The organism is Thermus sp. (assembly GCF_039793865.1).
Taxonomy (GTDB): Bacteria; Deinococcota; Deinococci; order Deinococcales; family Thermaceae; genus Thermus.
Window position 1 is genome coordinate 15481 of sequence record NZ_JBAMMI010000045.1, and the last position, 25245, is coordinate 40725.

Consider the following 25245-nt stretch of genomic DNA (forward strand, 5'->3'; position numbering starts at 1 on the left):
CGTGGTGCGGTCAAGGCCCCGGGGGCTCCCCTTGGTTAGGATGGAGCCATGGAACCTAACGAACTCCTCCGGCTCCTCACCCTCTACTACGAGGCCCAGCTGGACCCGGAAAACCCCTTAGAGCGGGTGGCCTTCGGCACCAGCGGCCACCGAGGCACCAGCCTCAAGGCCACCTTCACCGAGGCCCACGTGCTGGCCATAGCCCAGGCCATCGCCGACCTAAGGGCAGGCTTTGGGGCCACCGGGCCCCTTTTCCTGGCCAAAGACACCCACGCCCTCTCCGAGCCCGCCTGGGCCACGGCCCTAGGCGTCTTCGCCGCCAACGGGATAGAGGTGCGGATAGAGGCGGAAGGGGGCTACACCCCCACCCCCTTGGTCTCCCTGGCCATCCTGGAACACAACGCCCACCACGGGGCCAAGGCCGACGGGGTCCTCCTCACCCCGAGCCACAACCCCCCGGAGGACGGGGGCTTCAAGTACAACCCCCCCACGGGGGGGCCGGCGGACACCCGCACCACCCGGGCCATAGAGGAAAGGGCCAACGCCCTCCTCAAGGAGGGCCTCAAGGGGGTGAAGCGCCTCTCCCTGAAGGAGGCCCTTTCCCGGGCCAAGCCCTTTGACTACGCCGGGCTTTACGTGGCGCGGGTAGGGGAGGCGGTGGACCTCGATGCCATCCGGGCCTCGGGCCTCCGGATCGGGGTAGACCCCTTGGGCGGGGCGAGCCTTAAGGTGTGGGAGCGTCTCGCCGAGGCCCACGGGCTCAACCTGGAGGTGGTGAACCCCACCCTGGACCCCACCTTCCGCTTCATGCCTCCTGACCACGACGGCAAAATCCGCATGGACTGCTCCAGCCCCCACGCCATGGCGGGCCTCCTTGCCCTAAGGGAGCGCTTTGACCTCGCCATCGGCAACGACCCCGACGCCGACCGCCACGGCATCGTCACCCCGCGGGGCCTGATGAACCCCAACCACTACCTGGCGGCGGCCCTTCATCACCTCTTTGCCACCCGGGCTTGGCCCAAGGCCAAGGCGGGCAAGACGGCGGTGACCAGCGCCCTCCTGGACCGGGTGGCCCAGGCCCTGGGGCGGGAGGTCTACGAGACCCCCGTGGGGTTCAAGTACTTCGTGGAGGGGCTTCTTGCGGGATGGCTTGGCTTTGGGGGGGAGGAGAGCGCCGGGGCGAGCTTTCTTCGCTTTGACGGCAGGCCCTTCTCCACCGACAAGGACGGGATTCTCATGGGGCTTCTCGCCGCCGAGCTCATGGCCAAGCGGGGAAAAGCCCCGGACGAGCTCTACGAGGACCTGGCCGAGGCCCTGGGCCGCCCTTACTACCTGCGCAAGGACCTTCCCCTCGCCCCCGAGGCCAAGGCCAGGCTCTCCCGCCTTACCCCGGAGGCGGTGCGGGCAAAGGAGCTCGCCGGGGAGCCCATTCTGGCGGTGCTCACCCGCGCTCCCGGAAACGGGGAGCCTCTTGGAGGCCTCAAGGTGGTGGCGGAAAACGCCTGGTTCGCCGTCCGGCCCAGCGGCACCGAGGACGTGGCCAAGGTCTACGCCGAAAGCTTCAAGGGGGAGGCCCACCTCCAGGAGGTCCTGGAGGCGGCCTTGGCCCTGGTGGTCCAGGCCCTCGCCTGAGTACCTGCGCCTTGGTTTCCAGCACGGGGCGCGTTGACAGCTCTACGCCCCCCGGGTAGGATAGGGCAGGTTTACACCGGGAGGTTAAAACATGCGTAGCCTGCTCGCCCTTTCCAGAGCTATAGACGCCCTGAACGAGGGCGTCGGTCGGTTCAACGTCTGGCTGGTCCTCATTGTAACTCTTCTCTCGGCCGGGAACGCCCTTATGCGCTACGCCTTCCGCTATAGCTCCAACGCCTACCTCGAGGCCCAGTGGTACCTCTTCGCCCTCATCTTCCTCTGGGGCGCGGGCTGGACCCTGAAGCACAACGGCCACGTGCGGGTGGACGTGATCTACAGCAAGCTCCCCAAACGGGCCCAGCTCTGGATAGACCTCCTGGGTACCCTCTTCTTTCTCCTGCCCATGGTGGGCCTCGTCCTCTGGCTCTCCTGGCCCATCGTGCTGGAGTCCTTGAAGATCCGGGAGATGTCCCCTGACGCCGGGGGCCTCCCCCGCTGGCCCATCAAGCTGGCGGTGCCCGTGGGCCTCGCCCTCCTGGGCCTCCAGGGGATCTCGGAGCTCATCAAGCGCATCGCCGCCCTCACGGGGCACCTGGAGCTCGCCGCCGAAGCCCAAGAGGAGGTGGTGTGATGTCCTTTGAGCTGATGGCCCCCCTGATGTTCTTGAGCCTGGTGGTGGTCCTCCTCCTGGGCTACCCCGTGGCCTTCTCCTTGGGGGCGGTGGGCCTTGGGTTCGCCTTCTTGGGCATGCACTACGGCTACCTCAACCTGGGCCTCCTGCAGAACATCCCCTTGCGCATCTTTGACACCATGCAGAACCAGCTCCTCCTGGCCATCCCCTTCTTCACCTTCATGGGGCTCATCCTGGAGCGGAGCGGCATGGCCGAGGAACTCCTGGACACCATCGGCCAGCTCTTCGGCTCCGTGCGGGGGGGGCTGGCCTACGCGGTCATCTTCGTGGGGGCCCTCCTCGCCGCCACCACGGGCATTGTGGCGGCGAGCGTCATCGCCATGGGGCTCATCTCCCTGCCCATCATGCTCCGCTACGGCTACTCCACCCGGCTCGCCACGGGGGTCATCGCCGCAAGCGGCACCCTGGCCCAGATCATCCCCCCAAGCCTGGTCCTCATCGTCATGGCCGACCAGCTTGGGGTTTCCGTGGGGGACATGTACAAAGCGGCCTTCGTTCCCGGCTTCATGCTCACGGGGCTTTACGTGCTCTACGTCTTCCTCACCACCCTCCTCAACCCCAAGGCCGCCCCGGCCCTGCCCCCGGAGGCCAGGCCCTTCGCCGGGTACGAGCGGGGCGCCCTCTTGGGGCTTCTCGGCTACCTGGTCCTGGCCCTGGTCCCCTGGGGGCTCTCCGCCTTCGGGGCCTCCCCTAGCCCCGGGCTAGACCTCTTCCTCCTCGCCCTGGCGGCCCTCCTCACCCTCTACCTCTACCGGACCAACCCCCTCTTCGCCCGGGTCTTCCGGGTGATGATCCCTCCCCTGGTCCTCATCTTTCTGGTGCTCGGCACCATCTTCCTGGGAATCGCCACCCCCACGGAGGGCGGGGCCATGGGGGCCGTGGGGGCCCTCCTCATGGCCCTAAGCCGCCGCCGCCTGAACCTCGAGCTCCTCACCCAGGCCCTCCGGGAAACCGCCAAGCTCACCAGCTTCGTGGTCTTCATCCTGGTGGGCTCCCGGATCTTCAGCCTGGTCTTCTACGGCATTGACGGGGACCTCTGGGTGGCCGAGCTCCTCAAGAACCTCCCGGGGGGCCAGCTCGGGTTCCTCCTCCTGGTGAACCTCTTCGTCTTCTTCCTGGCCTTCTTCCTGGACTACTTTGAGATCGCCTTCATCATCCTCCCCCTCCTCGCCCCGGCGGTCAAGGCCATGGACATCAACCTCATCTACTTCGGGGTGCTTCTTGGGGTCAACCTGCAGACCTCCTTCATGCACCCTCCCTTCGGCTTTGCCCTCTTCTACCTGAGGAGCGTGGCCCCAAAGAGCGTGAGCACCGTGGACATCTACTGGGGGGCCGTGCCCTTCATCCTCATTCAGTTCCTCATGGTCTTGATCCTCCTCCTCTTCCCCGGGATCGTCTACGCCTTCATCGGGTAGCGCCTCCGGGGTGGCGTAAAGAACCCCCTGGCCTTTAGGCCAGGGGGAGACCGCCTTCCTTAGGGCCTAGACCCCGGGGAAGGCGAACTGCTCGTAGCCCAGCTCGGCCACGGCGAACCAGCGGTACTGTTCCTCCCGGAACTTCTTCCAGGCCGTGTAGACCTTCTTGTAGGTGGCGTCCTTGGCCGCCTCCTCCTCGTACCAGTCAAAGGCTGCCTTCTGGGCCGCCTTCATCACCTCGGCGGGCCACTTGCGGAGCCTGACCCCGTTTTTGATGAGGCGCTGGAGGGCGGGGGCGTTCACCCGGTCGTACTTGGCCATCATCCACTGGTTGGCCTCGGCGGCGGCCACCTCAAAGGCCTGCTGGTACTCCTTGGGCAGCTTCTGCCACTCCTTGAGGTTCACGTAGAAGGAGAGCATGGGCCCGGGCTCGTGCCAGCCGGGGTAGTAGTAGAACTTGGCCACCTTGTAGAACCCCAGCTTCTCGTCGTCGTAGGGGCCCACCCACTCCGTGGCGTCAATGGTGCCCCGCTCCAGGGCCGGGTAGATGTCCCCGCCCGCCAGGACCTGGGGCACCACGCCGAGGCGGCTCATCACCTGCCCCCCGGGGCCGGGGATGCGCATCTTGAGGCCCTTGAGGTCGGCGAGGCTCTTGACCTCCTTCCGGAACCAGCCCCCCATCTGGACCCCGGTGTTGCCCCCCGGGAACTGGATGATGCCGAAGTCGGCGAAGATGGGGCGGAAAAGCTCGATCCCGCCCCCGTGGTACATCCAGGCGTTCTGCTGCCGGGCGGTGAGGCCGAAGGGCACCGCGGTGTCAAAGGCCAGGACCTGGGCCTTGCCCACGTAGTAGTAGCTCGCCGTGTGCCCCGCCTCCACCGTGCCCTGCTGCACGGCGTCCATCACCTGGAGGCCCGGCACGATCTCCCCCGCCTGGTAGGCGCGGATCTGGAACCTCCCCCCGGTGAGGGCGGAGACCCGCTCCGCCAGCACCTCCGCCGCCCCGTAGATGGTGTCCAGGCTCTTGGGGAAGCTAGAGGCCAGGCGCCAGCGCACCGTGGGGGACCCTTGGGCGAAGACCGGGCCGAAGGCCGCGCTCGCCGCTATGCCGATACCCGCCTTCTTCAGAAAGTCGCGCCGCTTCATTTTGACCTCCTTCGCGCTCCGGGGGGATTATACCCCGCCCCCCCGCTGGAAGCGCAAGACCCTTCCCAAGGCCTCGGGGCTAGCGCACATAAAAATACGTTTCCGCCACGTCGTAGCGCCGGGCCCCGGAGGCCTCGAGGTACACCCTTAGCCGGGCGTCCCAGTTGGTGTAGACCCCTTGGAGGCGCACCCCGGCTGGGGGGCTCTCCGTGTAAACGGCCCGCACCCGGTGGAGGCCCGGGGGCGGGGCCGTGGTGTAGCGGTAGGGCCCAGGGGGCAGAACGTGGGTGCCCCCCTCCAGGTAGAAGCGGTCCAGCTCGTAGGTGTAGCCGTCCGGGTCCTGCACCACCAGGCTCACCCAGCCGGGCTCGGCCAGGGTGAGGAGGAAGCGGACCTCCTCCCCGAGGAAATAGGTGGCCCCCGCGCCCCGGTCCGGCTCAAAGCGCAGGATGGCGGGGCTATAGCCAAAGCGGTAGGTGAGGGTGAGGCCCTCGAGGGTCACGGTGCAAGCGGAGAGGAACCCCGCAAGGAGCACCAAGAGGAAGCGCATGCCGACCTCCTCCCTTAGGGTACGCCCTCCTAGCCCTCCCCGCCTTCAGGAAACCTTAAGGGGGCCCGGGCCACGGGGGCGAAGCGCCTCCGGTGGACGGGAGAAGGCCCCAGGGCGAGGAGGGCTTCTTGGTGCTCGGGGGTGCCGTAGCCCTTGTGCCGGGCGAAGCCGTAGCCCGGGTAAAGGCGGTCCAGCTCGGCCATGATCCGGTCCCGGTGGACCTTGGCCAGGATGCTGGCCGCGGCCACCGTGGGGCTTTGCTCGTCCGCCTTGGGCGGGGCGAGGAGGGGAAGGGGGGTGGAAAGGGCGAGGTAGTCGGTGACCAGGGCCTCTGGGGGCGGCCTTAGCCCGGCGAGGGCCCGCCTTGCGGCGAGGAGGGTGGCCTCGAGGACCCCGAGCCGGTCCACCTCCTCCACCTCCGCCACCCCCAGGGCGAAGCCCAGGGCCACCTCCTTGACCTTTTCCGCCAGGCGCTCCCTCTCCTTGGGGGAGAGGAGCTTGGAGTCCCGGAAGGGGTAGGCCCCGGGGAGGAGGACCACCGCCCCCACCACGATGGGCCCGGCCCAGGCCCCCCGGCCCGCCTCGTCCAGGCCCGCCACCTTGAGGCCCTGGGCCCAAAACCCCGCTTCCAGGGGAGCCAAGCCCTCCACGGGGGGATTATACGTTCGGGGCCTATAGAATGAATCCATGCGCCTTGCCCCCATTTTCCTCCTCGGAAGCCTGGGCCTGGCCCAGGGCTTCCTGGCCGCCACCGGGAACCTCCAGGCCATGCCCTTCCTGGTTAGTTAAAGCGCACATTTCTGTACGCCGACCCCCCACCAGGATGGGGGCCTAGGCTTCCCTTCCACCTCTCCCACGGTCCCAGAGTCGGTGGAGCTAGGTTCAGGACGGGCTTGAGGGGAGAGAGGTCTCTCGGCACCTCGCGCCCGAGGAGAGGAAGGAAAAGGGCCTCCCTCAGGACCCGCCAGGGATTGGCGCCAGGGGGGTTCCTTCCAACGGTTGACCCCCTTAGGCTCCCTGGAGAACCCCGAAAGGCAGAAAGAAGGGAAAGCGCTCGGCGGGCCTTCCCCATCTCCCGGGAAAGCCTCCGCCTGAGGTAGCGGTTCTTCTCCGCCTCTTTCAGGGTAGCGAGTTCTTGGAGGCGGCTTGGGTAGAACCCCTCGGCGTGGGCGAGGAAGGATGGGTCGCGGAGAAGGGCTTCGTACCCTTTGGGAAGCTTCTCGGCAAAGCCCAAGGCCCGCCTCCCAATGACGAAGGCGGCGGCGACGTCTTTGGACAGGGAAAGCTGAGGGGCGTACTTGAGCATCCCGATGGTGGAGGTGTCCTGAGGATTCACCTCCACCACCTCCACGCCCCGCTTACGGGCCAGGGAGTGAATCTTCTCCAAGAGGGAACGGTGGGCGAAGCGGTGCTGCTTCCTGCGGAACCAACGACCGGAACCGTCGCCCCTCCGGGACTTCCTGAGATGCTTCAGCCTCTCCGTGGCGATGGCCGTGCCCTCCTCCTCCGCCACCGCCACCAGCTGGTGGGCGATCTTCCAGAGGAGCAGCTCCTTGGCCCCCTTGTTGGGGGCGGCGTCTACTTCTTCCAGAGAGATCGTCAGGTAGCGCTTCAGGTTCCCGTCGGGGGAGACCACGGCGAGGGCGAGGTGGTAGGGGTCGCTGTTCACGTCCATCCCCAGGACCCCGTTCTCCTTCGTGTGGACGGGAGGGGGAAGGGCTTCGCCCCAGGAGAGGTGGGCGTAGACCTTGCCGTCCCGCAAGGAGAGCTCCACGTTGTAGGGCAAGGAGGCGTAGACCCTCTCCAGGAGGAGGTTCAGGTGGGGGTGGCCCGTCTTCACCAGGGCATAGGCATGGCTCCCGTCCCCCAGGTTGACCCGGAGCCACAGGGCCCCATCTTTAGGGAGAAGCCTCAGGTTGAGGTTGCCTCCCTTGGTCCCGTCCCCTCGGGAGTAGAGGGTACCTTGGCGCTTCTCCTTCCACCTGCGCTTGAGGTGTTCCAGGGGCCTCCCCGAGAGGTGCTTACGCTTCAGTTGCTCAAAGAGTCCCCTCCCCCCGAAGACCACCTTGCGGGGGTCGTTTCCGAGCTCCTCCGCCGAAGCGAGGAGGGCCTTGGCCTTCTCTATCGCCCCGTCGGCGTAGCGGGTGTTCAAGCGGAAGAGGGTGCAGAGGGGCCGGTCCGCCCGTTTGAGCTCTTTCCGGTCCTTTCCTTCAAGGAGGCGGTTGTAGGCGAACCTCACCGCGCTGGAGAAGCGGCGCATCAGGTCCAGGACCGCCTTCTCGTCTTCGGGGTCGGGGAAAACCAGGCGGGCGTGGATACCTAGAAAGAGCTTTGGGGCTTCGCCCTTGCGCATTCCTGGCCTCATTTTACCCCTCTCCGCCTCAAGATAGCTTCGCTGATCAAGATAGCTTCGCTGACCTTTTGCCGACCTCCGTGAGCTTTTGCGCTTCTGAACGAAGCGAGCGTGGAGGAGAGGAAGTATGCGGTTTTGTGGGATATTTTTCAACTGTTTGCACCTCCCCCTCTTCCTCGGGGAGAAGGCCCGGGAGGAGGCGGAGCACCTGGGCCGGAAGATGCGCCGCTACTGGACGGCCTTCGCCCGGGAGGGGGAGCCCGGGGGGTGGCCCCGCTGGCCCCTCTACCGGGAGGGCCAGGTCCTGCGGCTGGACGTCCCCGTGGGCCTCCTCCCCGACCCCTACGGGGAGCGGTGCCGCACCCTCGAGGCCCTTGGGCTACTCTAGGGGCATGAAGGGAAGGGCCACCTGCCCCCTGGACTGCCCGGACGCCTGTAGCCTCCTCCTCACCCTGGAGGAGGGCAGGCTGGCGAAGGTGGAGGGCGACCCCCGCCACCCCGTCACCCGGGGCTTCGCCTGCGCCAAGACCTACCGCTACCCGGAGAGGGTGCGGGAAAGGCTCCTCTACCCCATGCGCCGGGTGGGAAGGAAGGGCGAGGGGAGGTTCGTGCGGGTCTCCTGGGAGGAGGCCCTGGAGGAGATCGCCCTAAGGCTCAAGGAGGTCCTGGACCGGGAGGGGGGCGAGGCCGTCCTCCCCTACCACTACGCCGGGACCATGGGCCTCATAGAGAACCAGCACCCCCTGGCCTTCTTCCGGGCCATCGGGGCCTCGGAGCTCTTGGAGACCATCTGTTCTTCTGCGGGAAGCGCCGCCTGGGAGATGACCTACGGCCCCCGCCTCAGCCCCGACCCCGAGGAGGTCCCCGAGGCCCGCTACCTCCTCCTTTGGGGCATCAACAGCCTCTCCACCCATAGCCACCTCACCCCCTTCCTCAAGGAGGCGAGGAGGCGGGGGGCCAAGGTGGTCCACATAGACCCCTACGAAAACCTCACCTCCCGCTTCGCCGACCTCCACCTCAAGCTCCGCCCCGGCACGGACGCCGCCCTGGCCTACGCCTTGGCTCACGTCCTCTTCCGGGAGGGCCTGGTGGACTGGGACTACCTGGAAAGGGTGGCGGTGGGCTTGGAAGAGTACCAGAAAGCGGCGGAAAAGTGGACCCCAGAGAGGGCGAGCGCCCTCACCGGGGTGCCCGAGGAGGCCATCCTGCGCCTGGCCCGGGAGATGGGGGAGGCCAAGCGGGTTTTCTTGCGGGTGGGCTACGGCATGACCCGCCACCCGGGAGGGGGGAACGCCCTAAGGGCGGTGATCCTCCTCCCCACCCTCCTCGGGGCCTGGCGCTACCCGGGGTGCGGGGCCATGCTCTCCACCAGCGGGGCCTTTCCCCTAAACCGCCGCTTCCTCGGGGGGCGGCACCTCCTCGAGGGGGACCACCCCCACGAGGGCTACTTCCGGCCGAACCCCAAGGCCCGGGCCGTGAACATGAACGGGCTCGGCACCGCCCTCACCGAGCTCAAGCCCCCCATAAGGGTCCTCTTCGTCTTCAACAGCAACCCCCTGGTGGTGGCCCCCAATACGGGGAAGGTGAGGGCGGGGCTGGAGCGGGAGGACCTCTTCACCGTGGTCCTGGAGCAGGTGATGACCGAGACCGCCCGCTTCGCCGACTACCTCCTCCCCGCCACCCTCTTCTACGAGCACCCCGACCTCTACACGAGCTACGGCCACTACTACCTCTCCTGGAACGAGCCCTTAAGCCCCCCGGAAGGGGAGGCCCGCCCCAACACCTGGGTCTTCCGGGAGCTGGCGAAGAGGCTTGGCCTGAAGGAGTCCACCCTCTACTGGACGGCCGAGGAGGTGGCGAAAAGCCTCCTCGCCTCGGACCACCCCTACCTGGAGGGGATCACCCTGGAGAGGCTCAAGCGGGAGGGCTTCGTGAAGCTCCACCTCCCCAAGCCCTTCCTCCCCTTCGCCCAAGGGAAGGTGCGCTTCAGCCCTCCCCCTGAGGTGATCCCCACCGAGCCCCTGCCGGACTACCCCCTGATCCTCCTCACCCCCCCGGCCCACCGCTTCCTGAACACCACCTACGGGAACGTGGAGGCCCTGGTGGAGGCGGAGGGCGGAGAGCCCAGGCTTCTCCTCCACCCCGAGGACGCCCGGGCGCGGGGGATCCAAAGCGGCATGCTGGTCCACATCCTTTCCCCTTGGGGGAGGATCACGAGAAAGGCGGTGGTGAGCGAGGCCCCCATCCCGGGAACGGCGGTCCTGGAGGGCACCTGGTGGGAGAAGTGGGCCCCGGACGGCAAGGGCGTGAACCACCTCACCTCGGAAAGGCTCACCGACCTGGGCGGGGGGAGCACCTTCCACGCCACCCCCGTGGAGGTGGAGCCCCTCAGGCTGGCCTAGGGGAGATTTGCGCCTGGGCTACAATCCTGCTACCTTGAGGGGGTGCGCGAGGCTCCAAGAAAGCGCTCCCTGGCCCTGGCCGCCTGGGGGGAGGAGGGGCTTCTTCTGGTCCTTCGCCCCCAGGACGACCCCGAGTTCGCCGGAGCCTGGGGCCTGCCGGCGGTGAGCCTAAAACCAGAAGAGGCCCTGGAGGAGGCCGCCCAAAGGGTGGCGCGGGAGAAGCTTGGGACCGAGGTGGCCCTCCGCTTCCCCGTGGCCTTTGGCCGGGAGGAGCGAAAGGCCTACACCCTGGAGCTTTGGGTGTACGAGGCCGAGCTTCTCGCCCCTATTCGCCTCCCCAAGCCCAAGCCCGGCAAGACCTACTACACCGCCTTCCGCTTCGCAAGCCTCGAGGACCTGCGGGAGGCCGCCCGGCGGGGCTCTTTGTGCAGCCGGCTCTTCCTCGCGGTCAAGGGGCTTTGCCCTTAGAAAAGACGCATGGAAACCCTGCTTCTCGTCCGACTCTTCCACGAGCTCGCCCTCAAGGGGAAGAACCGCCCCTTCTTCCTCAAGCGGGCCAAGGCCCACGTGGGGCGGGCCCTAAGGGGCCTGGGGGCGGCCCTCGAGGCCGAGTGGCCCATGGCCCTCCTCTTCCGCCTCCCGGGGGAGGCCTGGCCCGAGGCCAGGGCCCGCCTCCGGGAAACCCTCGGGGTGGAGGGCTTCGCCCGGGTCTTGAGGACCTTCCCGGACCTCGAGGCCCTGAAGGCCGCCCTGGAGAAGGCCCTGGAGGGCGAGGCCTTCCTTAGCTTCCGCATCACCGCCAAGCGCACCGACAAACGCTTCCCCCTCACCTCCCCGGAGATGGAGCGCCTCCTCGGGGCTTTCGTGAAGGAAAGGACGGGAGCCCAGGTGCGGCTTAAGGGGGCGGAGCGGGAGTTCGTGGTGCGCCTCCTCCCCGGGGCGGCCCTTTTGGAGGTGGAGCGCCACCCGGGCCCCGGGGGCCTTCCCCCCGGGGTCTCGGGGCGGGTGGTGGCCCTCCTCTCCGGGGGGATGGACTCCCCCGTGGCCGCCTACCGCCTCATGCGCCGGGGGGCGGAGGTGGTCCTCGTCCACTTCCACCCCTTCCCCCTCCTCTCGGGGGCGAGCCGGGAGAAGGCGAGGGCCCTCGCCGAGCGCCTCTCCCGCTTCCAGCACCGCCTGAGGCTCCACCTCGTCCCCTTCAGCGAGGTCCAGCGGCACATCCTCGCCGAGGCCCCTCCGGCCTACCGGGTGGTCCTCTACCGCCGCTACATGCTGAGGATCGCCGAGGCCATCGCCAGGGAGGAAGGGGCCCTCGCCCTTTGCACCGGGGACAGCCTGGGCCAGGTGGCCTCCCAGACCCTGGAAAACCTCCACGCCGTGAACCAGGCGGCCACCCTCCCCGTTCTAAGGCCCCTCATCGGTTGGGACAAGCAGGAGATCGTGGCCGAGGCCAAGAGGATCGGCACCTACGAGACCTCCATCCTCCCCGACGAGGAGTGCTGCACCCTCTTCGCCCCCAAGCACCCCGTGACCCGGGCGAGGCTCGAGGTGGTCCTGAAGGCCGAGGCCCGCCTGCCCACGGAGGACCTCCTCGCCCTGGCCCTAAAGGAGCGGGAGGTCCTCACCTACGTCTGGCCCGGAAAGCCCCTACCCAAGGAGCCGGAAGGCGCGCTTATAATGGAGCATGGACCTGCTTGAAGCGAAGCGGCTTCTGGAGACCGGGGCCACCACCCCCCTCGCCCTCCTGGAGGAGGCCTTGGAGCGGGCCAAGGCCTTCCAGGACCGGAACGCCCTCGCCTACCTGGACGAGGAGGCCGCCAGAAAGGAGGCCCTCGCCCTCACCGAGGAGCTCAAGCGGGGCCAGGTGCGGGGGCCCCTCCACGGCCTTCCCCTCACGGTGAAGGACCTCTTCCCCGTGAAGGGCATGCCCACCCGGGCGGGGACGAAGGCCCCCCTTCCCCCCCTTCCCGAGGAGGCCCGGGCGGTGCGGCGCCTAAAGGAGGCGGGGGCCCTCCTCTTCGCCAAGACCAACATGCACGAGATCGCCCTGGGGATCACCGGGGAGAACCCCTGGACGGGCCCCGTGCGGAACGCCATAGACCCCACCCGCCAGGCCGGGGGGTCTAGCGGCGGGAGCGCCGTGGCCGTGGCCCTGGGGATCGGCCTCGCCTCTTTGGGCACGGACACCGGGGGGTCCATCCGGATCCCCGCGGGCTTCAACGGGGTGGTGGGCTTCAAGCCCTCCTACGGCCGGGTGAGCCTGGAAGGGGCCCTCCCCCTCTCCCGCTCCACGGACCACGCCGGGCCCCTCGCGAGGAGCGTGCGGGACGCCCACTTTCTCGCGGAGATCCTGGCGGGGGAGAGCCTCCCCCTGGAGGGCCCCCAGAACCCCACCTTCGGGGTGCCCCTGGACTTCCTGGAGGGGAGGCTTGGGGTGGGGGTGCGGAAGGCCTTCACGAGGCTTCTGGAAGACCTTCCCGCCCTCCGGGCCAAGGTGCGGGAGGTCTCCTTGCCCCTTAGGGGGGTCTACGAGGTCTACACCCGGCTCGTGCGCTACGAGGCGGCCCGCATCCACGAGAAGGCCCTGAAGGAGCATCCTGAAGGCTTTTCTCCCCAGGTGCGGGAAGCCCTCCTCGCGGGCCTTGCCCTCACGGAGAAGGACTACCGGGACGCCGTGGCCGAGCGGGAGGCCCTGAGGCTGGAGCTGGTGAAGGCCCTAAGGGGGGTGGACGCCCTCCTCCTCCCCGTCCAGCCCCTCCCCGCGCCTCCCCTGGGCACGGAGGAGGTGGAGCTGGAATCGGGGAAGAGGAGCCACCGGGAAGCCTTCATCACCCTCACCCTCCCCTTCAGCCTCCTCGGGGTGCCCACCCTAGCCCTCCCCTTCGCCAAGGTGGAGGGGATGCCCGTGGGCCTCCAGGTGGTGGGGCCCTATGCCGAGGACGGGAGGGTGCTCGCCATCGGGGGCTGGCTCGAGGCCCGGCTCACCTGAGCCAGAGGTAAAGGAGCGCCAGGGAAGCGAGGGTGAGGGGTAGGCCTAGGCGGAGGTGCTCCAGGAGCCCCACCCGCACCCCCTCCCGCCCCGCCCCCTCGGCCACGATGAGGTTGGCCACGCTGGCGAGCAGGGTGAGGTTCCCCGCCAGGGTGCTCCCCCCGGCGAGGAGGAGCCACTCCTCGGGGGTCTTGGCCAGGGGGGCGAGGAGGAGGACCGCGGGCACATTGGAGAGGAGGAGGGAGAGGAAGAGGGCGGCGAGGAGGAGGCCAAGGGGGCTTCCCGCCAGGGGCAGGAGGGCTTTGGCGAGCCCCAGGCGGCGCACCCCTTCCGTGAGGACGAAAAGCCCGCCGAACATCACGAGGAGCTCCCAGTCCACCCTCTGGAAGTAGCGCTCCGAGCGGAGCCTCCGGGTAAAGAGGAGAAGTCCCGCCGCCACCAGGGCCCCCTGGGCCATGGGGTAGCCCAGGAGGAAGGCGAGAAGGAGCCCCGAGGCCACGAGAAGCCCCTTGCGGAGAAGCCCGGGGTGGAGGCGGTAGCGCAAGGGGGGAAGGGGCGGGAGGGGCTTTAGGGAGCGGACCTCGGGGTAGAGGAGGGCGAGGAGCGCCACCTGGAGGGCAAGCCCCAGGAGGGCCACGGGGAAAAGGGCCCGGAGGAAGTCCAGGTAAGCCATCCCCGAAAGGCTCGCCACCAGGATGTTCTGGGGGTTGCCCGTGGGGGTCATGAGGCTTCCCGTGTTCACCGCGGCCATGAGGGCGAGGAGGTAGGGCACGGGGTTCAGGCCCAGGCCCCGGGCGAGGCGCAGGACGAGGGGGGTGAGGAGGAGGGCCATGGTGTCGTTGAGGAAGAGGGCGGAAAGCCCTCCCGCCCCGAAGGAGAGGAGGACGAGGAGGGAAAAGGGGGTGCGGGCGAAGCGGAGAAGGCCCTGGGTGGCGAGGCCGAAGAAGCCCGCGTAGCCCAGGTGGGCGTTCAGGACCATGACCCCGAAGAGGAAGACCAGGGTGGGGGCGTCCATGGCCTGCCAAGCCTCCTGGAGGTCCATCCCGCCAAGAAGCACCAGGAGGCTCGCCCCCACCAGGGCCACCCCCGCCCGGTTCATGCGGTAGCCGGGGAGGCCCCCCAGGGCGAGGCCCAGGTAGGCGAGGAGGAGGACGAGGAGGCTAAGGGCTTCCCGGAGCGCCATAGAGCCTTTCCTGAAGCCCCTTCTTTACCTGGGGCCACTCCTCCCGGAGGATGCTGTAGACCACGTCGTCGCGGAAAGTGCCATCGGAAAGCCTCCGGTTTCTCCGCAACACCCCTTCCCGCACCGCCCCCAGAGCCTCCAGGGCCTTCTGGCTCCTTTCGTTCCTCAGGTCCACCTTGAACTGGACCCTTTCCGCCAAGAGAACCTCAAAGGCGTGGCGGAGGAGAAGGTACTTGGCCTCCTTGTTGGCGGGGCTTCCCCAGAAGGGCTTGAAGAGCATGGTGCCGATCTCAAGCCTTCCGTGCTCGGGCTCGGGGGCGATGACGGAGATCCGCCCCGCAACCTCCTCGCCGAGGAGGATGGCCCAGTTCACCCGCCCGGGTTCCCCGAGGAGCCCCTCCAGGTGGGCCTGTAGGGCCTCTTCCGGGGGCTCCCCGGCCCTTGGGGCGCGGCTTAGGAAGCGGTAGACCTCGGGGTCAAAGTGGCGGAGGAAGTGGGGAAGGTGGGCGAGGCCGAGGGGCTCCAGGCGCACGTACTGCCCGGTGAGGACCTCGGGGAAGGTCCACATGGGGCCATTATCCTGGAAGGGTGGACCTCCTGGAAGAGGTGTTGGCCCTCCTCAAGCTCCCCCACCGGGGAAGCGCCACCCCCCTCGAGGCCGCCCGAAAGACCCCGGGGGCGTGGCCCCTGCGCTACCGCCTGGCCTACTTTGACGCCCTGCCCATAGCGCAAAAGGGCTTCCCCGCCCTCACCCTGGTCCGCCTGGAAGGGGGCGTCCCCCCGGACTGGCACTGGCCCACGGACACCTTCGCCCGGCTGGACAGGAAGGCCCTTCAAGAAACCCGGGCCTACGCCAAGGCCCTGCTTTCCGCCCTCTTCCAGGGCTCCCAAGGGCCTGTGGTACCTTAAGGGCAATGTTCCGCGTGGGCATCCTCACGGTTTCCGACAAGGGCTTCCGCGGGGAGCGGGAGGACACCACCCACCTGGCCATCCGCGAGGCCCTGAAGGGGGGGCCCTTTGAGGTGGCGGCCTACGAGATCGTCCCCGACGAGCCCCCCATGATCAAGAAGGTCCTCAGGCTCTGGGCCGACCGCGAGGGCCTGGACCTGGTCCTCACCAACGGGGGCACGGGGCTCGCCCCCCGGGACCGGACCCCCGAGGCCACCCGGGAGATGGTGGAGCGGGAGGTCCCGGGCCTCGCCGAGCTCATGCGCTTGGTAGGCCTCCGGAAGACCCCCATGGCCGCCCTCTCCCGGGGCATCGCCGGGGTGCGGGGCAAGACCCTCATCCTGAACCTCCCGGGAAGCCCCAAGGGGGCGAGAGAGTCCTTGGAGGCGGTGCTTCCCGTTCTGCCCCACGCCCTCTCCCTGGTGACGGGCAAGCCCTGGAAGGAGGGGCACCATGAGTAGGGTCCCGGAGCCCTCGGTCTTCCTGGTGGTGGACGAGGCCAAGCGGAAGGCCCGGGAGAGGGGGGTGAGGCTCATAGACCTCTCCATCGGCTCCACCGACCTCCCGCCCCCCGAGGCCCCCCTAAGGGCCCTCGCCGAGGCCCTGAAGGACCCCGCCACCTACGGCTACTGCCTGAGAAGTTGCACCCTCCCCTTCCTGGAGGAGGCGGCCCGCTGGTACGAGGGGCGCTACGGGGTAAGCCTTGACCCCAGGCGGGAGGCCCTGGCCCTCATCGGGAGCCAGGAGGGCCTGGCCCACCTCCTCCTCGCCCTCACGGAGCCTGGTGACCTCCTCCTCCTTCCCGAGGTGGCCTACCCGAGCTACTTCGGGGCGGCCCGGGTGGCCTCTCTAAGGACCTTTTTGATTCCCCTAAGGGAAGACGGCCTGGCCGAACTGAAGGCGGTGCCGGAGGGCGCGTGGGGGGAGGCCAAGGTCCTCCTCCTCAACTACCCCAACAACCCCACGGGGGCCGTGGCCGACTGGGCCTACTTTGAGGAGGCCCTGGCCCTCGCCCGGAGGCACGGCCTCTGGCTGGTCCACGACAACCCCTACGTGGACCAGGTCTATGACGGAGAGGCCCCCTCCCCCCTGGCCCTTCCCGGGGCCAGGGAGCGGGTGGTGGAGCTCTTCTCCCTCTCCAAGAGCTACAACCTGGCGGGCTTCCGTCTGGGCTTCGCCCTGGGGAGCGAGGAGGCCATAGCGCGCCTGGAGCGGGTCAAGGGGGTCATAGACTTCAACGCCTACGCGGGGATCCTCCGCATGGGGGTGGAGGCCCTGAAGACCCCCCGGGAGACTACCCGGGGCTACGCCCGGGTCTACCGGGAGAGGGCCTTGGGGATGGCCGAGGCCCTTCGGGGGGCCCTAAGCCTCCTTCCCCCCAGGGCCACCATGTACCTCTGGGGGAGGCTTCCTGAGGGGGTGGACGACCTGGAGTTCGCCCTAAACCTCGTGGAACAGGGGGTGGCCCTCGCCCCCGGGCGGGGGTTCGGGCCCGGGGGCGTGGGATGGGTGCGCATCGCCTTGGTAAGGCCTCTAGAAGAGCTTTTGCGGGCGGCGGAGACCCTCCGGGAAGCGCTGAAGCTTGGACGGCCTTAGCCCGCCCGCAGGCCCAGGAAGAACCCCCCCACGAAGCTCGCCCCGAAGGGGAGGTTGTAGGTCAGGGTGGAAAGGAGCCTCTCCCAGAGGCGAAAGATGGGCTCCACGTCTTTCTGGATGCGGTTCCAGTCCACCTGGACGTAGCCTCCCTGGGCCAGAAGCTGGAGGGCCATGAAGGAGAGGCCGAGGAGCAGGGCCAAAAGGCGGCCCACCTTTTTGAAGACGTAGCCCACGGCGTAGCCGGCGAGGCCGCCGAAGGTCATCTGCCCGAGGTAGGGGGTGAGGTCGGGGAACTCCACGGCTTTCACCCTAGCGCGGGTAGGGCGGCGGGGCAAGCGCCCCGGACGCTATGCGCCCTCCAGGCCGAGGAGTCGGGCCTCCTTCTTCATGGCCTCGAGGACGAAGGCCATGTGCTCCTCCAGGGCAACCCCCAGTTCCTCGGCCCCCAGGCGGATCTCCTCCCGGTTCACCCCCTTGGCGAAGGCCTTGTCCTTGAACTTCTTCTTGAGGCTGGGAAGCTCCAGGCCGAGGATGGATCGGTCGGGCCGCACGTACACCGCGGCGGTGATGAGGCCCGTGAGCTCGTCCACGGCGAAGAGGGCCTTGGCCATGAGGCTTTCCCGGGGGACCCCGGTGTAGCTGGCGTGGCCCAGGATGGCCTTCAGCACCTCCTCGGGGTAGCCCAGGCGCTTTAGCTCCTCCACCCCCCGATAGGGGTGAAGCTCGGGGTACTTCTCGTAGTCCATGTCGTGGAGCACCCCGGCGATGGCCCAAAGCTCCTCGTCCTCCCCGAAGCGCCTCGCGTAGGCCCGCATGGCCACCTCCACCGCCCGCATGTGCCGCCTTAGGGACTCGCTTTCCGTCCAGGCCTCCATGAGGGCCAGGGCTTCCTCAAAGCTCGGCATGCCCTAAAGTATACCCATGCGCATTGGCTACGGCGAGGACAGCCACCGCCTGGAGGAGGGAAAGCCCCTTTACCTCTGCGGCCTCCCCATCCCAAGCCCCGTGGGGGCCCTGGCCCACTCCGACGGGGACGCCGCCCTCCACGCCCTCACCGACGCCCTCCTTTCCGCCTACGGCCTCGGGGACATCGGCCTCCTCTTCCCCGACACCGACCCCCGCTGGCGCGGGGCGCGGAGCGAGGTCTTCCTGAGGGAGGCCCTGCGCCTGGTGGCCGAGCGGGGGGGGCGGCTTTTGCAGGCGAGCCTGGTCCTCACCCTGGACCGGCCCAAGCTCGCCCCCCACCGGGAGGCCCTGGTGGGGAGCCTGGCCCGGCTTTTGGGCCTCCCGGTGGACCGCGTGGGCCTCGCCTTCAAGACCTCCGAGGGCCTGGCGCCCTCCCACGTCCAGGCCCGGGCGGTGGTGCTTCTGGATGGTTGAGGCCCTGGTCTGGCTCGGCACCCTGGTCTTCGCGGCCACGGGGGCCCTGAAGGGGGTGGAGAAGGGGTTTGACCTCCTCGGGGTCCTGGTCCTGGCCACGGTGACGGCCGTGGGGGGCGGGTCCATCCGGGACGTCCTGGTGGGCACCCTGCCCCCCACGGCCCTCAGGAACGAGCCCCTCCTTTGGGGTGTGGTCCTCACCGGGCTTCTCGTCTTCCGCTTCCACCCCCGGGTGCAGGCCCTGGGGCCTTTGATCTACTACCTGGACACCCTGGGCCTAGGCCTCTTCGCCGCCTTGGGGGCGGAGAGGGGTCTTCAGGCGGGCCTCGGTCCCTTTGGCGTGGCCCTGGCGGGCACCCTCTCGGGGGTGGGGGGTGGGGTGCTCCGGGACGTGCTCTCGGGGGAGGTGCCGGGCATCCTCTACCGGGCGGGGGACCTCTACGCCTCGGCGGCGTTGGTGGGGGCCTTGGTGGTCTACGCCCTCCACGGAAGCCACCCGGAGGGGGCCCTCTTCCTGGGGGCCTTGACCACGGTCCTCCTCCGGGTCTTCGGGCGGAGGCTCGGCCTCCGCCTCCCCACCCCCAGGTGAGGCCTACCTCAGCTTGGCGAGCTCCTGGCGGGCCCTCTCCTGGTCGTAGCGGTCGGCGGCGGTTCTGGCGGGAAGGGAGAGGGCCACTTCCAGCTGCTTTCTGGCCTCCTCCGTCTTCCCCCAGGCGGAAAGCACCCGGGCGTACTCCACCCGGTGGATGATGCCCTCGGGCTCCAGCTCAATGGCCCGCCGCATGAGGGGCTCCACCTTGCCCCCATCGGCCCCCTGGGTGGCGGCCACCAGCCAGCCCTTCTGCACCAGCTCAAAGTGCCATAGGGCCAGGGCCACCATGGCCCCGGCGTGGTCCGGCTTGAGCTTGAGGGTCTTTTCCAGGTCGCCCCGGATCCTTGGGGCGAGGCCCTCGGCCAGGGCCTCGAGGATCCCCTTGTACTGGGAAAGCCTTCCCAAGGCTCGGGCCCGCTCAAAGTAGCCCTCCGGGTAGTCGGGGGCCTTGGCGATGGCCTGGGAGGCGGCCTTCTCCGCCCGCTCAAACCAGGCGCGCTTCTCGGCGTCCTTGGCCTGGTACATGGCGTAGAAGCTGGCCCCCTTGGCCGCCAAGGCCAGGGCCTCGGGGGTGGCGAGCTTGAGGCCCAGCTCATAGGCCTCCTGGAACCGCCCGGCGTCCAGGAGGGCCTCCACCTGGGAGGCTTGGGCCAGGGCCAAGGGAAAAAGGCTCGTCAAAAGCAGGACAAGGGAACGCTTCATGGGCTTCACCCCGGGGGATTATACCCGGTCCAAAGCCTGGGGCAAGGGGCGGGCGTAAACTGGAGGACATGAGGCTTATCCTGGGGCTTGCGTGGGTATTGGGCCTCCTGGGCCTGGCCCAGGGGGCGGGGGAGTATTACGCCCGTTGCGAGCGCCTTTACCAACAAGGCGCCCTGGAAAGCGCCCAGGCCACCTGTGAGCTGGCCTTGGTGGCCGATCCCGAGTACCGGCCCGCCCTGCGCCTGCTGGCCCGCATCCACCTGGAGAGGAAGGACGCGGCCCAGGCCGCCGCCTACCTGGAGCGCCTGGGGGAGGACCCGAAGGCCCTTCCCCTTCGGGCGCGGCTTCTCCTCCTGGAGGGGAAACCGGAAGAGGTCCTTAGGCTTTCCCTTCCCGAAACCCCGGAGGGGCGGCTCCTTCGGGCTTTGGCCCTCGAGGCCCAAGGCCGCCTCGAGGAAGCCCTCCAGGAGGCCCGGGGCCTTCCCCCCACCCCGGAGGTGCGCCTTCTTCTGGCCCGGCTCCACCTGGCCTTGGGCAGGCCCGAGGAGGGGCTTGCCGTTTTGGGGTCCACCCTGGAGGAGCGCCTGGAGCGGGGCCGCCTCCTCTTCCTTTCGGGAAGGCCTAGGGAGGCGGTGGCCCTTTTGGAGGGGGTCCTGCCGGACCTTTCCGGCCGGCCCGACCTCCAGCGGGAGGCCCTTTCCACCCTGGTCCTGGCCTACTTCGGCCAGGGGGACTGGGCCCGGGGGCAGGCGGCCTTGGGGCAGCTTTCGGGGCTTCTGAACCTTCCCGGGCTTCTCCTCGCCCGGGTGTGGCCCTGGCTCCTGGCCCTTTTGGCCTTTTTGGTTCTGGTGATCCTCGGGGAAAGCCGCATTGAGCCCCTGCGCACGGTGGAGGTGGTGGAAAACCCCCTCCCGGGGCCGGGGAGCCTCTACCTTCTGGTCCTCCTGGCCTTGGCCTTGGCCCTGGGGGTGGCCCTTTTTCTGGGCAAGGCCCTCTTCGCCAACCTCCTGGCCCTCTTCACCCCGTACCAGAAGGTCCAGGTCCTCCCGAGCTTCTTTTTCGCGTACGGCTTCTTTCTTTTGGTGGGGCTTCTCCTCTGGCAGAGGCGGCGCCTTCCCCAGGTGCTGGGGCCCCTCGAGGGCTGGGTGGAAGGGTTCTGGGTGGGGCCTTTCCTGGTCCTGGTCCTCTTCGCCTACGGGCTGGTGCGGCCCTTCTTGGGGCTTTCCACCTTGCCCCTTCACCTCCTGGCCTTCTTGGGCCTCGCCCTCATGGAGCCCTTCTTCCGGGGCTTAGTTCCTTGGGTGTTTAGGGAGCGCTACCGGGACCTGGCCCCCCATCTCTCCACCCTCTTCTTCGCCCTGGCGGTGCCCGGCCCCACCTTTCTTCTCCTCCTCTTGGGGGCCGGCCTCCTTTGGGCCAGGGAGCGTACGGGGGGCGTCTTGGGGGTGGCCTTGGGCTGGGTGGTGGCGGGGGTGGTCCTGGCCCTCTTCCCCCCGGCCTGGTTGCGAAAGTTCTAGATGAGACCGGTCTTCTTCCTCTCCGACTTCGGCCTGGAAGACCCCTACGTGGGGGTGGTCAAGGCGGTGCTCCGGGAGCGGGCCCCAGGGGTTGCCGTGGTGGACCTGGCCCACGACCTCCCTCCCCAGGACCTCCGGCGGGCCGCCTACGCCCTCTTTGAAGCGGTTTCCTACCTGCCGGAGGGGGCCGTGGTCCTGGCGGTGGTGGACCCCGGGGTGGGAACCTCCCGGCGGGCCGTGGCCGTCCGGGGGAGGCGGTGGTACGTGGGCCCGGACAACGGCCTCTTCACCCTGGCCTGGCTCCTGGACCCGCCCCAGAGGGCCTTCCTCCTGGAGCGGGTAACCCCGCCCAGGCCCAGGGGCGTGGAGCCCCTCCTTGGCTGGGCCCCGGGGGCGTACACCTTCCACGGCCGCGACCGCTTCGCCCCCGCCGCGGCCCACCTGGCCCTGGGGCTTTCCCCTGAGGCCCTGGGGCCGGAGGTGGCCCCGGAAGGCCTTCTCCGCCTGCCCCTGGCCCTGAGCCACGGCCCCAGGGGGGAGATCCTCACCTTTGACCGCTTCGGCAACGCCATCACCACCTTGCTCTGGGCTCCCTTGGGCGGCTTCGTGGAGGTGGCGGAAAGGCGGCTTCCCGTCCGGCGCACCTTCGGCGAGGCGGCTTGGGGAGAGGCTCTGGCCTACCTGGGGAGCGCCGGCCTTTTGGAGATAGCCCTTCACGGGGGAAGCGCCCGTGAGGCCCTCGGCCTAAAGGAGGGGATGCCCGTAGCGCTCCTAGAGGTCCTGGACTAGGCGGGCCAGCTCTGGGAGGAAGTCGCTGGCGGTGAAGTCCAGGCTCACCGGGGTAAGGGAGATGTACCCCCGGCGCACCGCCCAAAGGTCCGTTCCCTCCTCTTCCTCGCCCACGGGGGTGCCCGCGATCCAGTAGTAGGGCCTGCCCTCCGGGTCCAGCCGCTCCACCACGGTGCCCTCAAAGTGGTGGGTGGAAAGCCGGGTCACCCGGAGGCCTCGAGGAGCCCCGGCGGGGAAGTTCACGTTGAGGAGCACCCCCTTGGGAAGGCCCCGCTCCGCCACCCTCCCGGCGATGCGCACCGCCCACTCCGCCGCGTGGGCGAAGTTCAGCTCTTCTCCCGAGGTGTCCAGGCTGAAGGCGATGGAGGGGATGCCCAAGGAGGTGCCCTCCAGAGCCGCCGCCACCGTGCCCGAGTGGGTGAGGTCCAGGCCCAGGTTCACCCCGAGGTTGATGCCGGAGACCAGAAGGTCCGGCTGCCCCAGGAGGTGCACCCCCAGGACCACGCAGTCCGCCGGGGTGCCGTCCACCCGGTAGGCGGGGATCTCCCCGAAGCCAGCGCTTTGGGTGTGCTTGAATCGCAAGGGCCGGCGGACGGTGATGCCGTGGCCCACCGCCGACTGCTCCACGTCGGGGGCCACCACGTACACTTCTCCCAAGGCCCGCATGGCCAGGCCCAAGGCCTTGATGCCGGGGGAAAAGATGCCGTCGTCGTTGGAAACGAGGATGCGCATGCCCTAAGCCTAAAAGAAAAGGCCCCCCTCTGAGAGGCCTTTCCGAGCCGCCTTTTAGATGCGGCGGACCCTCTTGGCCTGGGGGCCCTTGCCGCCCCGGCCGGGCTCCTCCTCAAACTCCACCCGCTCCCCTTCCCTGGAGCGAGGCCTCCGTCTCGCGGTAGGTGAGGCGGAAGAAGGTGCGGTAGTCTAACGGAGAAGAAAGCGCCCTGCGCCCCTTCACGGGCCCCCGGCGAGAAGAGGGGCCAGGGTCTCCTTGAGGGCCAGACGGCGGGGGTAGGCCTTGAGGAAGTTCTGGGCCATGGCCCGGGCCGCCTTGGGGTCCAGGCGAGAGGCCTTCGCAAGAAGCCTCGCCGCTTCCTGGTAGGCCCTCCGGGTGCCCTTCTCCACCTCCCGCCCCGCCGCCTCCAGGTAAAGCCGCACCGCCTCCTCGGGAAGCCTCGCCTCCAGGGCCTCGGCCAGGGCGGGGTAGGCCTCCGGGGAAGCCCGCTTGAGGAGGCGGTCCAGGGCCTTCCAGTCCTCCTCCAGGAGGTAGATGCGGGCGAGGAGGGCGGGGTCTTGCACCTGGCGAAGGAGGCGGGGTCTTTCCTCGGCGAAGGCCCGGCCCAGCTTGGCCTTGAGGGCCAGGTAGTCCTCGAGGTTGGGCCTTAGGAGAAAGCGGGCCCGGTGGTCCTCCGGGCTTCCCCGGTGGGCGGCGAGGAGGTCCAAGAGGGGAAGAAGCCTCGGGTCCTTGCCGAACCAGGCCACCGCCTCCTCGGCGTACCTCAGGGCCTCCTCCCTCCTGCCCAGGCGCAAGAGGCGCTCCACGAAGGCCAGGTAGTCCTCCACCCCATGGAGGCCCTCCCGGAGAAGGGCGAGGGCCTCCTCCTCCCTCCCGAGGGCGAAGAGGAGCTCGGCCCGGAGGGCGCGAGCGATGGGGGAGCGCTCCTTCTCCAGGAGGGGAAGAAGGGCCTCGGGGCGCTCCTTCCCCAGGGCGAGGAGGGCCTCCTCCAGGGAAGGGGAAGGGGCCTTGAGGTAGAGGCGGAGGAGAGGAGCGGGGTCCCCCCCGAGCTCCAGGTAGCGGGCGAGGGCCACCCGGAGGTAAGGCTCGGGGTCAAAGGGGGCCTCGAGGAGGACCTCTATAAAGCGCCCCACCTCCCTTTCCCCCGCCTGAGGGAGCCGCAAAAGGAGCCCCTTGGCCTCCTCCTCTCCCCCGCCCAGGCGAAAGGCCTGCCTGAGGCGCAGCACCCCTTCCGCAAAGGCCTCCTCGGGGAAAAGGGCCTCCTTGAGGAGGAAGGCCACCTCGGGAAGCCCGGAAAGCCTCAGGAGAAGCCCCTTGGCCTCCTCGGGGGAAAGGGCCTCGAGGCGGGGCCTCAGGTCCTCGGGGCGCCTTTCCAGGTAGGCGTAGAGGAGGGCGGCGGCGTGCTTGCAGGGAAAGAAGGGGTAGGGGCAGGTGCAGCTCCCCACAAGCCCGGGCCCCACCCCCACCCGGTAGGGCCTGGGCTCCGAGCCCTGGACCTCGCCCAAGAGCCTCTCCCCCACCCGGAAGACCCTCTTGACCCGGCCCTCCTTGGCGTAGGCGAGCCCCCGGGCCAGGATCTCCTCGGGGAAAAGGGGGGCGAAGTCCTCCTCCTTCTCCGGGGGAAAAGGGACCACGGCCCCAGTTTGCTACAATGAGGCCAGCGGTATCAAATGCTCGCCGCCACCCTGAGGGAAGCCGATCTCTTCCGCCCCTTTCCCAAGGGCTTTGTGCCAGTGTGAAACCTGCTTAACTACCACAGAGCCCAACCCCCGGGAGCGCCCTTGAGAAACGCTCAAGCCGGGGGTCAGAAACCTTACTTGCTGCAAGACTAAGGAACTTGGTAGGAACCCCCCACACCCGCCCCTTTGCGGTCTAGATTGGGGGTGTTCGTCCTGATAATCCCTATGCTCCCGCTCACGGCAAGTATTTCGGCAACGCTTTGGGCTGAGAAGGTCGCACCAGCGGAGTAAGAAGCGTTTAATCCAGAAGAAGGCCTAGCCGCAGAAAAGCCAAGCGATGACAAATCGGGGAGGTTATAGGCATCTTGGGAACCCAGCCATTTGGCAGAAGCGAAGGCATTCACGCTTTGCCAAACGTTCTTGCTTGGGTCTGGTTTCCAGGATACGCTAACGAAGTAACCAATCAAGTTGACACCTGTAGCCCTAAGCCCAGAAACCCTAGGCAAGGCCGAAGAAACGTCCACGCTCGGGCTGAAAGGGGCAGCGAGCGTCGGAGTAAAGGAGCTTCCGCTGAACGCCTTTGCTGTGAGGAGAAAATGTTTTTGATCGTCTTCCAGCCATACCCAAGCTACATATTGTCCTTGAATGCCCGGCGGCACAAGCGGATAGAAAAGGCGGTTTCCGAAATCAGCATAGCGCGGCTCAAACACGTAGGCACCCAAGGGGGTAACGAATAAGAGATTGGTGTAGCCTGCGGAGAAACCGGTAGGGGCAACAGGAGGCTCAACAACCCCCTGACCAGAGAAGCGGTCCTGGCCCGTAAAACTAAAGGTCAGCTTCATGCCGTCCTTGACCTCCTGGTTGTAGAGCACCTTCGCGGCTAGGGGGTTATTGTTAACCCAAGTTGCTACCTATCCCTGGGCCTGAAAAAATAGTGGCCGCTATGCT

At 68.4% G+C, this 25245-nt stretch carries 25 protein-coding genes and 3 pseudogenes; 15 read left to right on the top strand and 13 right to left on the bottom strand.

Annotated elements, in window-relative coordinates; genetic code table 11:
* The first annotated feature begins 48 nt into the window (after positions 1 to 48).
* From ABJK26_RS04295 to ABJK26_RS04305, 3 genes are all read left to right on the top strand, one after another.
* Entirely contained in the window at positions 49 to 1632 is a 1584-nt protein-coding gene (locus ABJK26_RS04295) for a phosphoglucomutase (RefSeq protein ID WP_347241008.1), read from the top strand.
* A gap of 91 nt (positions 1633 to 1723) precedes the next feature.
* A complete protein-coding gene (locus ABJK26_RS04300; protein WP_347241009.1) occupies positions 1724 to 2263 on the top strand; it encodes a TRAP transporter small permease subunit in 540 nt (179 codons plus the stop codon).
* Positions 2263 to 3738, top strand: a complete 1476-nt coding sequence (locus tag ABJK26_RS04305) for a TRAP transporter large permease subunit (RefSeq protein ID WP_347241010.1) — start codon at positions 2263 to 2265, stop codon at positions 3736 to 3738. Before ABJK26_RS04300 ends, ABJK26_RS04305 begins: the two co-directional genes overlap by 1 nt.
* 66 nt (positions 3739 to 3804) lie before the next feature.
* Here ABJK26_RS04305 and ABJK26_RS04310 read toward each other — a convergent pair whose 3' ends face one another.
* From ABJK26_RS04310 to ABJK26_RS04325, 4 genes are all read right to left on the bottom strand, one after another.
* Positions 3805 to 4884 carry a TRAP transporter substrate-binding protein gene (locus ABJK26_RS04310; protein WP_347241011.1) on the bottom strand — a complete coding sequence of 360 codons (1080 nt, stop codon included), beginning with the start codon at positions 4882 to 4884 and terminating at the stop codon, positions 3805 to 3807.
* A gap of 79 nt (positions 4885 to 4963) precedes the next feature.
* Positions 4964 to 5434 (bottom strand): DUF4384 domain-containing protein, encoded by a 471-nt coding sequence (locus ABJK26_RS04315; protein ID WP_347241013.1) that lies wholly within the window; start codon positions 5432 to 5434, stop codon positions 4964 to 4966.
* Between the two features lie 29 nt (positions 5435 to 5463).
* Positions 5464 to 6084 carry a ribonuclease HII gene (locus tag ABJK26_RS04320; RefSeq protein WP_347241014.1) on the bottom strand — a complete coding sequence of 207 codons (621 nt, stop codon included), beginning with the start codon at positions 6082 to 6084 and terminating at the stop codon, positions 5464 to 5466.
* 131 nt (positions 6085 to 6215) lie between these two features.
* Positions 6216 to 7799, bottom strand: coding sequence for an IS200/IS605 family accessory protein TnpB-related protein (locus tag ABJK26_RS04325; protein WP_347241015.1), 1584 nt, complete (start codon positions 7797 to 7799; stop codon positions 6216 to 6218).
* Positions 7800 to 7950: 151 nt separating this feature from the next.
* Here ABJK26_RS04325 and ABJK26_RS04330 point away from each other — a divergent pair.
* The 5 genes and pseudogenes from ABJK26_RS04330 to ABJK26_RS04350 form a co-directional block, all read left to right on the top strand.
* Positions 7951 to 8175, top strand: a pseudogene (locus ABJK26_RS04330) (carboxylesterase/lipase family protein); the annotation flags it as partial.
* Positions 8176 to 8179: 4 nt separating this feature from the next.
* Complete coding sequence (locus ABJK26_RS04335) at positions 8180 to 10189, top strand: molybdopterin oxidoreductase family protein (protein ID WP_347241017.1); 2010 nt, start codon at positions 8180 to 8182, stop codon at positions 10187 to 10189.
* A 42-nt stretch (positions 10190 to 10231) separates the two neighbouring features.
* Complete coding sequence (locus tag ABJK26_RS04340) at positions 10232 to 10657, top strand: NUDIX domain-containing protein (protein WP_347241018.1); 426 nt, start codon at positions 10232 to 10234, stop codon at positions 10655 to 10657.
* Positions 10658 to 10666: 9 nt separating this feature from the next.
* Positions 10667 to 11887, top strand: coding sequence for a tRNA uracil 4-sulfurtransferase ThiI (thiI, locus tag ABJK26_RS04345; RefSeq protein ID WP_347241019.1), 1221 nt, complete (start codon positions 10667 to 10669; stop codon positions 11885 to 11887).
* Positions 11874 to 13178 (top strand): amidase, encoded by a 1305-nt coding sequence (locus ABJK26_RS04350; RefSeq protein ID WP_347241021.1) that lies wholly within the window; start codon positions 11874 to 11876, stop codon positions 13176 to 13178. The genes thiI and ABJK26_RS04350 overlap by 14 nt, the downstream gene beginning before the upstream one ends.
* Here the strand turns inward: ABJK26_RS04350 and ABJK26_RS04355 are convergent.
* Positions 13171 to 14361, bottom strand: coding sequence for an anion transporter (locus ABJK26_RS04355; RefSeq protein ID WP_347241023.1), 1191 nt, complete (start codon positions 14359 to 14361; stop codon positions 13171 to 13173). The genes ABJK26_RS04350 and ABJK26_RS04355 overlap by 8 nt on opposite strands.
* Positions 14339 to 14929, bottom strand: coding sequence for a GNAT family protein (locus ABJK26_RS04360; RefSeq protein WP_347241024.1), 591 nt, complete (start codon positions 14927 to 14929; stop codon positions 14339 to 14341). Before ABJK26_RS04360 ends, ABJK26_RS04355 begins: the two co-directional genes overlap by 23 nt.
* 56 nt (positions 14930 to 14985) lie before the next feature.
* On the opposite strand from ABJK26_RS04360, the pseudogene ABJK26_RS04365 reads away from it, so the two are divergent.
* The 3 genes and pseudogenes from ABJK26_RS04365 to ABJK26_RS04375 all read left to right on the top strand — a co-directional run.
* A pseudogene (locus tag ABJK26_RS04365) lies at positions 14986 to 15270 on the top strand (aminopeptidase); the annotation flags it as partial.
* A gap of 5 nt (positions 15271 to 15275) precedes the next feature.
* Positions 15276 to 15770: a MogA/MoaB family molybdenum cofactor biosynthesis protein gene (locus ABJK26_RS04370; protein WP_347241025.1), complete on the top strand. Its 495-nt coding sequence runs from the start codon at positions 15276 to 15278 to the stop codon at positions 15768 to 15770.
* The gene (locus ABJK26_RS04375; RefSeq protein WP_347241026.1) at positions 15763 to 16905 is read left to right on the top strand and encodes an aminotransferase class I/II-fold pyridoxal phosphate-dependent enzyme; all 1143 of its coding nucleotides are present in this window, start codon (positions 15763 to 15765) and stop codon (positions 16903 to 16905) included. The genes ABJK26_RS04370 and ABJK26_RS04375 overlap by 8 nt, the downstream gene beginning before the upstream one ends.
* On the opposite strand, the gene ABJK26_RS04380 is transcribed toward ABJK26_RS04375, so the two are convergent.
* Together ABJK26_RS04380 and ABJK26_RS04385 are read right to left on the bottom strand one after the other, a co-directional pair.
* Positions 16902 to 17204, bottom strand: a complete 303-nt coding sequence (locus ABJK26_RS04380) for an FUN14 domain-containing protein (protein ID WP_347241027.1) — start codon at positions 17202 to 17204, stop codon at positions 16902 to 16904. The two genes, ABJK26_RS04375 and ABJK26_RS04380, sit on opposite strands and share 4 nt — an antisense overlap.
* Before the next feature lie 48 nt (positions 17205 to 17252).
* Positions 17253 to 17810 (bottom strand): HD domain-containing protein, encoded by a 558-nt coding sequence (locus tag ABJK26_RS04385; RefSeq protein WP_347241028.1) that lies wholly within the window; start codon positions 17808 to 17810, stop codon positions 17253 to 17255.
* Positions 17811 to 17826: 16 nt separating this feature from the next.
* Here ABJK26_RS04385 and ispF point away from each other — a divergent pair, with 16 nt between their 5' ends.
* Complete coding sequence (gene ispF, locus ABJK26_RS04390; protein WP_347241029.1) at positions 17827 to 18285, top strand: 2-C-methyl-D-erythritol 2,4-cyclodiphosphate synthase; 459 nt, start codon at positions 17827 to 17829, stop codon at positions 18283 to 18285.
* Entirely contained in the window at positions 18278 to 18874 is a 597-nt protein-coding gene (locus ABJK26_RS04395) for a trimeric intracellular cation channel family protein (RefSeq protein ID WP_347241030.1), read from the top strand. Before ispF ends, ABJK26_RS04395 begins: the two co-directional genes overlap by 8 nt.
* Before the next feature lie 3 nt (positions 18875 to 18877).
* Here the strand turns inward: ABJK26_RS04395 and ABJK26_RS04400 are convergent, their stop codons facing one another.
* Positions 18878 to 19579 (bottom strand): hypothetical protein, encoded by a 702-nt coding sequence (locus ABJK26_RS04400; RefSeq protein WP_347241031.1) that lies wholly within the window; start codon positions 19577 to 19579, stop codon positions 18878 to 18880.
* Positions 19580 to 19647: 68 nt separating this feature from the next.
* Between ABJK26_RS04400 and ABJK26_RS04405 the strand changes: the two genes are divergently transcribed.
* Positions 19648 to 21096 carry a tetratricopeptide repeat protein gene (locus ABJK26_RS04405; RefSeq protein WP_347241032.1) on the top strand — a complete coding sequence of 483 codons (1449 nt, stop codon included), beginning with the start codon at positions 19648 to 19650 and terminating at the stop codon, positions 21094 to 21096.
* Positions 21097 to 21885 carry an SAM-dependent chlorinase/fluorinase gene (locus tag ABJK26_RS04410; RefSeq protein WP_347241033.1) on the top strand — a complete coding sequence of 263 codons (789 nt, stop codon included), beginning with the start codon at positions 21097 to 21099 and terminating at the stop codon, positions 21883 to 21885.
* On the opposite strand, the gene surE is transcribed toward ABJK26_RS04410, so the two are convergent.
* From surE to ABJK26_RS04430, 4 genes and pseudogenes are all read right to left on the bottom strand, one after another.
* Positions 21868 to 22617 carry a 5'/3'-nucleotidase SurE gene (surE, locus tag ABJK26_RS04415; RefSeq protein WP_347241034.1) on the bottom strand — a complete coding sequence of 250 codons (750 nt, stop codon included), beginning with the start codon at positions 22615 to 22617 and terminating at the stop codon, positions 21868 to 21870. The genes ABJK26_RS04410 and surE overlap by 18 nt on opposite strands.
* 54 nt (positions 22618 to 22671) lie before the next feature.
* Positions 22672 to 22752 (bottom strand): annotated as a pseudogene (locus ABJK26_RS04420) (cold-shock protein); the annotation flags it as partial.
* Positions 22753 to 22836: 84 nt separating this feature from the next.
* Positions 22837 to 24252 carry an SWIM zinc finger family protein gene (locus ABJK26_RS04425; protein WP_347241035.1) on the bottom strand — a complete coding sequence of 472 codons (1416 nt, stop codon included), beginning with the start codon at positions 24250 to 24252 and terminating at the stop codon, positions 22837 to 22839.
* A 194-nt stretch (positions 24253 to 24446) separates the two neighbouring features.
* Entirely contained in the window at positions 24447 to 25169 is a 723-nt protein-coding gene (locus ABJK26_RS04430; RefSeq protein WP_347241036.1) for a hypothetical protein, read from the bottom strand.
* Positions 25170 to 25245: the final 76 nt, after the last annotated feature.